The following is a 9,157-nucleotide window of genomic DNA, read 5'->3' as shown; positions in this document are numbered from 1 at the left end:
CCGCCGTCACCGGGCGTCAGCAGCAGCCCCAGCCCTGCGCCACCGCCCGCCTCCACCCCCGCCTCGGCCGCCAGGTGCAGGCGCCGCACCTCGGTCAGGCCCGGAGGCTCGGGCAGCTCGCAGATGACCAGCGGCAGGGCACCGGCGCGCAGCGCCTCCTCCGTCGCCCAGAGCAGATCGGCGGGCCGCTCGGGGGTGACGAAGACCAGGCGACCGGGGTCGATCTCGCCCCGCATCCCCGCCATGTGCGGCCGGTCGGGGTGCCAGGCGGGCCGGATCCACAGCACCGGCCCCTCGGCCTCCGCCGCCAGCCACAAGGCCAGCCGCCGCCGCGCCCCGCCACAGATCTCATGCGCCCGCCCCCCCGCCAGCCGGAACCGCCCCAGAAGCGGCAGGCCGGGACGGTCGTGGCGGTGCGACTGGCGCGTGAGCTTGGTCAGATCCATGACGCGGAGTATAGATGTTCGCCGAATGTTCTCAAGGGTCACAGGGGCCGCCTTGCATCTCCCGCCCCTGCGCCTAGTGTGCGCGCCAGACGGAACAGGGGACAGGACATGCGCCAGATACCGCTCGGCTCGACCGACACGATGATCACCGACTACTGCCTCGGCACGATGACCTGGGGCAGCCAGACGCCCGAGAATGACGCCCATCGCCAGATGGACATGGCGCTGGACGCGGGCATCACCATCGTCGACACCGCCGAGATGTATCCGGTCAACCCCGTCACCCCCGAGACGGTGGGCGACACCGAAACCATCCTCGGGCGCTGGAACGCCGCCAACAAGGGCCGCCGCGGCGACTACCTGCTGGCGACCAAGATCACCGGCAAGAACGCGGGCTTCGTCCGGCCGGGGCAGGACATCACCGCCGCGACCTTCACCGCGGCGCTCGACGCCTCCCTCGCGCGGCTGCAGACCGATGTCATCGACATCTACCAGCTGCACTGGCCCAACCGCGGCTCATACCATTTCCGGCAGAACTGGCGCTACGACCCGTCGCAGCAGGACCGCGCGGCCACCCGCGCCAACATGCTCGAGGTGCTGCAGGCCGCCCAGGACGCGGTCGACGCGGGCAAGATCCGCCATTTCGCGCTCTCGAACGAAAGCGCCTGGGGCACCGCGCAATGGCTGCAGATCGCCGAGGCCGAGGGCCTGCCGCGGGTGCAGTCGATCCAGAACGAATACTCGCTGCTCTGCCGGCTCTACGACACCGACCTGGGCGAGGTGGCGGTGAACGAGCAGGTGACGCTGCTGGCCTATTCGCCCCTCGCCGCGGGGCTTCTGACCGGCAAATACCAGGGCGGCGCAGTCCCCGCGGGCAGCCGCATGGACCGCAACGGCACTCTGGGCGGGCGCAAGACCGACCGCGTCTTCCCCGCCGTCGACGCCTATCTCGACCTTGCAACGCGCCACGGGCTCGACCCGGTCCACATGGCGCTGGCCTTCACCGTGCAGCGCCCCTTCCCGGTCTCGACGATCTTCGGCGCGACCACCGCCGACCAGCTCGCGCATGTCCTTGGGGGCCTCGAGACGCGGCTCTCCGACGAGGCGCTGGAGCAGATCGACGAGATCCACAAGGCGCATCCGATGCCCTATTGATGGCCTGTGGATAAATCCGGGGATAAATCGATAATTCGCAACAATCGGGGCCGCCAGACCATGTTGATGGCCCCCGAAGTTGACTATTGAACAATCCGAAATCCGGCGGCCTGCGCGGTCAGCCCCCATTTTCCGGGTGACAGCCGCGCAGCGGCACGCAACAGTTCGCTGGGAAACCGGATCGGAGGATCACCCCATGCCCGTCGTGCTCTGCTACGGCGACAGCAACACCCACGGCACCCTGCCGCTGACGCGGCTGGGGCAGTTCGACCGTCATCCCCCCGGCGACCGCTGGCCCGACGCGATGGCCGATGTCCTCGGCCCCGGTGTCACCGTCATCGCCGAGGGCCTGCCCGGCCGGACCACCGTCCATGACGACCCGGTCGAGGGCGGCTGCCGCAACGGCATCGCCGTCCTGCCCGCGATCCTGCACAGCCACCGGCCCATCGACCTCATGGTCGTGATGCTGGGCACCAATGACCTGAAGCCCCGCTTTTCGGTCACCGGTTTCGAGATCGCCCGCTCGGTCGAACGCCTCTGCACGCTCGCCCGCGCCGAGGGCGTGGTCACCGACCTCGTCATCGTGGCCCCGGTCCCGGTGCGCGAGGCAGGCATCCTCGCGGAGACCTTCGCCGGGGCCGAAGCGCGGCAGGTGGACCTCGCCCGGCACCTGCAGGAGGCGGCCCAGCGCCTCGGCGCGGGCTTCGTCGAGGCGGGCCGCCATCTTGAGGTCTCCCCCATCGACGGCGTCCATTGGACCGCCGAGGCCCACCGACAGTTCGGCACCGTCATGGCCGAGGCCGTCGCCGCGCGCTTTCCGAAGAACACCGCCTGACCCGCTCCACCCCTTCATCTTTCCAAAAATACGCATCCGGACCACCGCACCCGCGCCCCCCGCCCACGCGCTCATGCGACGCCGACACCGCGCCCCCGAATTTTCGTACGAAAATTCGCACCCGCGCCGCGCCAGCGGCGCGCGGGTCGACCGCGCAGCGGGCGAAACCCGTCACCGCACCAGCGTCCGCAACCCCTCAAGATAGCCCGGCACCTCGCGCGCCGAAACCCGCGCCTCTCGCACCAGCCAGTCGAAATGCCGCGTAACCGTCCGCACCCGGTCGCGGTCCCGAAAGGCGATGTAATGCCGCCCCATGTAGATCACCGCCATCTTCGGCCCGAAGACGGTCACGGGCGCCGACCACACCCGCCGCGCATCGAACAGGAAGATCCGCAAGGACGGGTAGAATTGCGCGTAAAGCTCGGCCAGCCAGTCGATCTGCGCCAGCCGCACCGACGCCTCCAGCCCCGCGTAATACCCTTCCCCGCGGGCGAAGCTTTCCACCTCGTGAACCGCCATCGCCATCTCGTAATCGCTCTCGGTCAGCCGCATCCAGTCCAGCCGCTCGGCCGCCGCGTCGATCGCCGCATCGGGGCGGCGGTGGGTGACGGGCGCGTATTCCCAGCGCAGAACCGCGTCGGTCTTCAGCATGTCGGGCAGGGTGGCGGGGACATGGCGCACCTTGTAGCCCTCGGCCTCCCGGTGCCAGGCGAAGATCTGGTCGTCGAGCCCGGTGGCCCGCCCCGTCTCGGAGATGGAAAACGACGAGGCCAAAAGCGCCCCCGCCTGCTCCGGCCTGTCGGTCAGGCCCAAAAGCCAGTCCGCCGAGACATCCAGCGCCTGCGCGCAGGCCGCCACAACATGCCCGCCGGGCATCCGCGTCTCGCCCTCGGCCAGCATCTGCGTGACGCTCGAGCGATCCACCCCGATGGCGCGCGCCAGCGCCGCGCGGCTGCGACCCGAGGCCGTCAAGGCCCCCGCCAGCCGCTCGCGGAACGTGGCGGCAACCCGCCGCTTGTCGGAGATTTCCAGCACCGTTCAGAATCCGAAACACTGTTGAGTTCCCGTGGAGAAAACCCTGACTGCTCGCCCTGTGCAAGATCACATATCCGTGACAGCGGGCGCTGCGGACGCGCCTGTTCACGAAAACCTGGGGGTATCCATGCGGGTCGAATGGCCGACGCTTCTTTTGATCTGTGCCACCTATGCCGCCCTCGCCGCCTGCCTGTTCTGGCTGCCCGGCGTCAGCCTGGCGCTGGCCACCCTCGTCCTCATCCCGGTCGTGGCGCTGCATTCCTCGCTCCAGCACGAGGTCATCCACGGCCATCCCTTCGCCGAGCGCCGCCTGGGCGAGATCCTCGTCTTCCCCTCGCTCAACCTCGTGATCCCCTACCTGCGCTTCCGCAACACGCATCTCGCGCATCACATGGACGCGACCCTGACCGATCCCTATGACGACCCGGAATCGAACTACCTCGACCCCGCGGTCTGGACGCGGCTGCCGCGCGCGCTTCAAACGCTCCTGAACGCCAACAACACGCTTCTGGGCCGGATGCTGCTCGGCCCCGTCATCGGGCAGGTCACCTTCATGGCCGCAGATCTGCGCGCCATCCGCGCGGGCGACCGCGCCGTCCTGCACGGCTGGCTTTCGCATCTGCCCGTTGCCGCCGCCCTCGTCGCTCTGGTCATCGCCTCCGCGATGCCGCTCTGGGCCTATCTCCTGGGCTGCTACGGCGGGCTCGCCGTCCTGAAGATCCGCACCTTCCTCGAACACCAGGCCCATGAGCGCGCCCGCGGCCGCACCGTCATCATCGAGGATCGCGGGCCGCTCGCCTTCCTTTTCCTCAACAACAACCTGCATGTCGTCCACCACATGCACCCCAAGCTGCCCTGGTATCGCCTGCCGCAAATCTATTTCCCGAACCGCGAGAAATACGTCACCCGCAACGCCGGCTACCGCTACGACAGCTACGCCCAGGTCTTTCGCCGCCACCTCCTGCGCGCGAAAGACCCGGTGCCGCATCCGCTCTACCGCAAGAACTAGCTTGAAGGCCCCGCGCGCCGGGCGCATGAGAGGGCCATGCCGCCCTGGATTCCGGTCACGATCTTCGCCGCCTTCATGCAGACGCTGCGCTTCACGCTGCAGCGCCACCTGAAGGTCACGACGCTCTCGACCGCGGGCGCGACCTGGGCGCGGTTCCTCTATTCCGCACCGCTGGTGGCCGTCATCGTGGCCGTCTACGCGCAAACAACCGCGCAAGCCCTGCCGACCCCCGGCGCGCGCTTCTGGGCCTTCCTCGTCCCCGGCGCGCTGGCGCAGGTGCTGGGCACCATGTGCATCGTCGCGCTCTTCGCGGTCCGCAACTTCACCGTCGGCATCACCCTGATGAAGACCGAGGTCATCCTGACCGCGCTCTTCGGCCTGCTGCTGCTGGGCGAGGCGATCTCGCCCCCGATCCTGCTGGCCATCGGGCTGGGCTTCGTCGGCGTGGTCCTGCTCTCCGATCCACCCAAGGGCGACACCGCGCTGCCCTGGCGCGCGCGGCTCTTCAACGCGGCCTCGGGCTACGGGCTCGCCTCGGGCGTGTTCTTCGGCATCTCGGCGGTGGGCTACCGCGGCGCGTCGCTGGCGCTGCCGGACGGTGACGTCTTCCTGCGCGCCAGCCTGACGCTGGCCGCAGCCACCGCGGTGCAGGCGGTGGCGCTGGGCCTCTGGATCGCGTGGCGCGACCGGGCCGAGGTGGGGCGCGTCCTGGCCAGCTGGCGGGTCTCGGGCCTCGTCGGCCTCACCTCGATGCTCGGCAGCCTCGGCTGGTTCACCGCCTTCACGCTGCAGACCGCGGCGCTGGTCAAGGCGCTGGGGCAGATCGAGCTGGTCTTCACCTTCCTCGTCTCGGTCTTCTGGCTCAAGGAACGCTCCTCTCCCAAGGAGATCGCGGGGCTTGCCCTGCTGGTCGCCTCCATCGGGGTGATCTTCTGGCGCGGGGTGGCGGCATGATCACGATCGCGCTCTCCATCGCGCCGATCTTCCTTCTGATCGTGACGGGCTACGCGCTCAGGCGCGGCGGCATCCCCTCCGAGGAATTCTGGACGCTGAACGACCGGCTCGTCTATTTCGTGCTGATGCCCGCGCTCTTCTTCGTGCGCATCTCCGAGGCGGACCTCTCGGACCCCGACCTGATCTCCTACGCGGGCACGCTCTACGCGGGCTTCTTCGCGGCCACGGCGGCGGGCACGGCGGCCGCCATCCTCCTGCGCTTTCCGGCACCTCAGGCGACCTCGATCCTGCAGGGCGCGGGGCGCTTCAACACCTTCATCGCGCTCGCCGTGGCCGAGGCGCTTTACGGCGCGCCCGCCCTGCAACTGGCGGTGCTGGGGGCTGCGGTTCTCGTGCCGGTGGTGAACCTGACGGTGGTGGGGCTTTTCTCCATCCTCCTGCCCCGGCCCGGAAGCCCGGTGCTCTCGGGGGCCGCAAAAAGCCTCGCTACCAACCCGCTGATCCTGTCGATCCTCGCGGCGGCAGGGGTGAACCTTGTGGGCTGGGCGCCCATCCCCGTCCTGCAGGAAACGCTGTCGGTGCTCGGTCAGGCGGCGCTGCCGATCATGCTGCTTTGCGTCGGTGCCAGCCTCAAGCTGCGCGGGCTTCAGGCCGACTGGCTGCCCATGGCGCTGGCGGCGGGGGGCAAGCTCCTGCTCTTCCCCGCGGTGATCCTCGGCATGGCGCTGGCGCTTGGCCTTCCGCCACTCACGGCGCAGGTGGCGCTGATCTACGGCGCGCTGCCCACGGGGGTGGCGGCCTACACGCTGGCCCGCCAACTGGGCGGCGACGCGCCCCTGATGGCCGCGATGATCACGGTGCAGACGCTTCTGGCCTTTGCCGTCATGCCGCTCTGGCTGACGCTCGGGGCGCGGATCTTCGGCCTCTGATCCCCCCGCCCGCGCTGGTTTTGGGGCTCCGCCCGCGCCGGTTTTGGGGCTCCGCCCCCGTCGGCTTCGCCTCCTCCCCCGCCATATTTCAGGGATAGAGATGACAATTTGACTCAAACTTTCGCATCTCTATCCCAAAAATATGGCCGCCGGAGGCTCCCGCACCCTCAACCCGCGCGACGCCGGGCCATGGGGCGCTGTCGGCGTCAGAGGCGCGAGAACCGGCTGATCTCGGTGCGGTTGTCGAAGAAGGGCACGCCGGGGGGCTGCCGCCCCTCGAGCCGGGCGGCCAGCTCGGCCAGAACCACCTCGGTGATGAAGGGCATGTCGTAGCCCCGCACCTCGTCCAGCGGCACCCAGTGCAAATGGCCCAGCTCATCCTCGGCGCGGCTGAAATCGTCGGGGTCGTTGCGCAGCGCCTCGGCCTCCACGAGAAAGAAGCGCGCGTCGAAGCGGCGGGGGCGGCCCGGCGGCGTGATCGCCCGGAACAGGAATGTCGCATCCGCCCCGTCGGGCAGGTGGCCCGTGGCCACGTAGCCGCGCCAGCCCTGCGGCGCTTCCATCGCGGCGGCGCGGGCGTCGGGCGCGCCGATCAGGAGGCCCGTCTCCTCCCACAGCTCGCGGGTGGCCGCCGCGACCAGCGGCGCAGGGTCAAGCATGCTGTCATTGGCCAGCGCCGCGGCGCAAGCGGGGGCGGGGGGAGCGGCCAGCGGGATCGTCGCGTCGACCGCATCCACCGCGCCGCCGGGAAAGACGAATTTCGACGGCATGAAGGCCGCCGTTTTTCCGCGCTGGCCCATCAGCACGCGGGGCCGCGTCGCGGCGTCGCGCAGCACGATCACCGTGGCGGCATCGCGGATCGCGGTCTTGTCCACTAGAACCCGTGCATCCGCTTGGCCCATTGCACCCCCACGATCAGCCCCTTGAAGCGCGGCAGAAGGTAGAGGGCCATGGCGGTGACGCCAATCGAAAACGTCACGGCCATCACCCAGGCCGGCGGCTGCAGCATCTCGTAGGTGAAAAGCTGCAGCGTCCCCATCACCTTGGCGGTGACGAGAATCGAGAGATAGGCCGGCCCGTCATCGGCGCGCGCATGGCTCAGGTCCTCGCCGCATGCGGGGCAGGCGGGGGCGAGCTTGAGGTAGCCGTCGAACAGGCTTCCCTCGCCGCAACCGGGGCAGCGGCGGCGCAGGCCGCGGCGGATCGCGGGGCCGGTGGGGCGCTCGGGCGGGCCGGGCAGGAATTCGGGGCGCAAGGCGGGGTCGTCATGGCTCATGCGCCGATAGATGCGGCGCGCGCGCGGGGGCGTCCAGTGCGCTGCTGTCGCGGGGCGCGGAAACTTTTTCCGACGGAACCCGCCGCCTGCCGCGTGTGACAGGTCAGACAGGCACGAAACACGAGGAGAAAACGCCGATGTCGATGATGAAAGCAGGCGCGCTGGCGCTGATGATCCCGCTGGCGCTTGCCGCCCCCGCCTTGGCCCAGCAGGGCGAAGGCCGCGGCATGGGTCCGCAGATGATGTTCTCCGAGATGGACCTCGACGGGGACGGCGCGGTCACGCTCGAAGAGATGCAGGGCGCGCGCGCGGGCCGCTTCGCGCAGGCCGATGCCGATGGCGACGGCACGCTGACCCGCGACGAGCTGCTTGCGGGGGCCATGACCCGCGCCGAGGCCGGGGTGGACCGGCTGCTCGAGCGGGCGGATTCCGATGGTGACGGCGCGCTGAGTGCGGCCGAGCTGGAGGAGATGGCCGACGGCCGCCGGCAGGCGCGCATGGAACGGATGTTCGAGCGCGTGGACGCGAACGGCGACGGCAGCCTGACCGAGGCCGAGCTCGACGCGGCCATGGCCCGCATGATGGAGCGGCGCGGCGGCGGTCACGGTGGTGGTCACGGCGAAGGCCGCGGCCACGGCTTCTGGCGCGGCTGAGGCCTGCGCCCGCGGCGGCGCGGGGGGCCTCCCCATCCCCGCGCCGCCCCTTTCGGCCCCTGACCGGGAGCGGTATTCAACGACATGTCCGGCGACACGCCAGAATATGCCGCGCTTTCGGACGGGGCGCTGATGGTCCTCTTCGCCAATGGCGATCCGGGGGCCTCGGCGGCATTGACGGCGCGGCTTTTGCCGCGGGCCTTGCGCCATGCCGCCCGCGTGCTGGGCGACCGGGCCGAGGCCGAGGACATCGCGCAGGAGGCGATGCTGCGGCTCTGGCGCGCGGCGGCCGGGTGGCGGCAGGATGGCGCGGCGCAGCCCGCGACATGGCTTTACCGGGTGGTGGCGAACCTCTGCGTGGACCGGCTCAGGCGGCGCGGACGGGCCGAGCCGCTGGACGACCCGGACGCGGCGGCGGATGGCGCGCCGGGGGCCGAGGCACGGATGGTCGAGGCCGACCGGATGGCGGCGCTGGATGCCGCGCTGGCGCAGCTGCCCGAGCGGCAGCGACAGGCGGTGGTGCTGCGCCATATCGAGGGGCTGTCGAACCCCGAGATCGCGGAGATACTCGAGGTGGGCGTGGAGGCCGTGGAAAGCCTGACCGCCCGGGGCAAGCGGGCGCTGGCGGCGGCTCTTGCAACACAGAAGGAGGCGCTGGGATATGGCGACTGAACCGGAAGACGCGCGCCTTGAGGCGCTCTTCGCCGCGGCCCGCGAGGCCGAGCGGCCGGGCGACGACCTTGTCGCGCGGGTGCTGGCCGATGCGGCCATGGTGCAGGCGGCGGCGCGGCCTTCGTCTGGGCGACGGTGGCCTGTTTCATGGCCGTGCTGGTGAAGACCGGCGGGGCCACGGCGAATGATGCGA

Annotated in this window: 11 protein-coding genes and 1 pseudogene; 8 read left to right on the top strand and 4 right to left on the bottom strand. The window is 70.3% G+C overall.

Annotated features, from left to right (window positions below):
• Nucleotides 1-446 (bottom strand): annotated as a pseudogene (locus tag QQK83_RS17870) (hypothetical protein); the annotation flags it as partial.
• A 108-nt stretch (nt 447-554) separates the two neighbouring features.
• On the opposite strand from QQK83_RS17870, the gene QQK83_RS17865 reads away from it, so the two are divergent.
• Both QQK83_RS17865 and QQK83_RS17860 read left to right on the top strand, forming a co-directional pair.
• The gene (locus tag QQK83_RS17865; protein ID WP_284266595.1) at nt 555-1,601 is read left to right on the top strand and encodes an aldo/keto reductase; all 1,047 of its coding nucleotides are present in this window, start codon (nt 555-557) and stop codon (nt 1,599-1,601) included.
• A 196-nt stretch (nt 1,602-1,797) separates the two neighbouring features.
• Nucleotides 1,798-2,436, top strand: coding sequence for an SGNH/GDSL hydrolase family protein (locus QQK83_RS17860; protein WP_284266593.1), 639 nt, complete (start codon nt 1,798-1,800; stop codon nt 2,434-2,436).
• A 171-nt stretch (nt 2,437-2,607) separates the two neighbouring features.
• On the opposite strand, the gene QQK83_RS17855 is transcribed toward QQK83_RS17860, so the two are convergent.
• A complete protein-coding gene (locus QQK83_RS17855) occupies nt 2,608-3,471 on the bottom strand; it encodes a helix-turn-helix domain-containing protein (protein ID WP_284266591.1) in 864 nt (287 codons plus the stop codon).
• A gap of 127 nt (nt 3,472-3,598) precedes the next feature.
• On the opposite strand from QQK83_RS17855, the gene QQK83_RS17850 reads away from it, so the two are divergent.
• Genes QQK83_RS17850 through QQK83_RS17840 form a run of 3 tightly spaced genes read left to right on the top strand, consistent with a single transcriptional unit; the run spans nt 3,599 to nt 6,363 of the window.
• Entirely contained in the window at nt 3,599-4,480 is an 882-nt protein-coding gene (locus QQK83_RS17850; RefSeq protein ID WP_284266589.1) for a fatty acid desaturase, read from the top strand.
• Nucleotides 4,481-4,516: 36 nt separating this feature from the next.
• The gene (locus QQK83_RS17845) at nt 4,517-5,434 is read left to right on the top strand and encodes a DMT family transporter (RefSeq protein ID WP_284266587.1); all 918 of its coding nucleotides are present in this window, start codon (nt 4,517-4,519) and stop codon (nt 5,432-5,434) included.
• Nucleotides 5,431-6,363, top strand: a complete 933-nt coding sequence (locus QQK83_RS17840) for an AEC family transporter (RefSeq protein WP_284266585.1) — start codon at nt 5,431-5,433, stop codon at nt 6,361-6,363. The genes QQK83_RS17845 and QQK83_RS17840 overlap by 4 nt, the downstream gene beginning before the upstream one ends.
• A gap of 206 nt (nt 6,364-6,569) precedes the next feature.
• On the opposite strand, the gene QQK83_RS17835 is transcribed toward QQK83_RS17840, so the two are convergent.
• A complete protein-coding gene (locus QQK83_RS17835) occupies nt 6,570-7,265 on the bottom strand; it encodes an NUDIX hydrolase (RefSeq protein ID WP_284266583.1) in 696 nt (231 codons plus the stop codon).
• Complete coding sequence (locus QQK83_RS17830) at nt 7,238-7,639, bottom strand: DUF983 domain-containing protein (protein WP_284266581.1); 402 nt, start codon at nt 7,637-7,639, stop codon at nt 7,238-7,240. Before QQK83_RS17830 ends, QQK83_RS17835 begins: the two co-directional genes overlap by 28 nt.
• Nucleotides 7,640-7,776: 137 nt before the next feature.
• On the opposite strand from QQK83_RS17830, the gene QQK83_RS17825 reads away from it, so the two are divergent.
• The 3 genes from QQK83_RS17825 (at nt 7,777) to QQK83_RS17815 (ending at nt 9,127) form a co-directional block, all read left to right on the top strand.
• Nucleotides 7,777-8,292 (top strand): EF-hand domain-containing protein, encoded by a 516-nt coding sequence (locus tag QQK83_RS17825; protein ID WP_284266580.1) that lies wholly within the window; start codon nt 7,777-7,779, stop codon nt 8,290-8,292.
• An 84-nt stretch (nt 8,293-8,376) separates the two neighbouring features.
• Nucleotides 8,377-8,964: an RNA polymerase sigma factor gene (locus QQK83_RS17820; protein WP_284266577.1), complete on the top strand. Its 588-nt coding sequence runs from the start codon at nt 8,377-8,379 to the stop codon at nt 8,962-8,964.
• On the top strand, nt 8,954-9,127 hold the full coding sequence (locus tag QQK83_RS17815) for a hypothetical protein (RefSeq protein ID WP_284266575.1): 174 nt from the start codon (nt 8,954-8,956) through the stop codon (nt 9,125-9,127). The genes QQK83_RS17820 and QQK83_RS17815 overlap by 11 nt, the downstream gene beginning before the upstream one ends.
• Nucleotides 9,128-9,157: the final 30 nt, after the last annotated feature.

Source organism: Roseicyclus amphidinii, assembly GCF_030163755.1.
Classification (GTDB): domain Bacteria; phylum Pseudomonadota; class Alphaproteobacteria; order Rhodobacterales; family Rhodobacteraceae; genus Roseicyclus; species Roseicyclus amphidinii.
The sequence above is the reverse complement of the archived record's forward strand: the minus strand, read 5'-3'. Positions and strand labels throughout refer to the sequence as shown.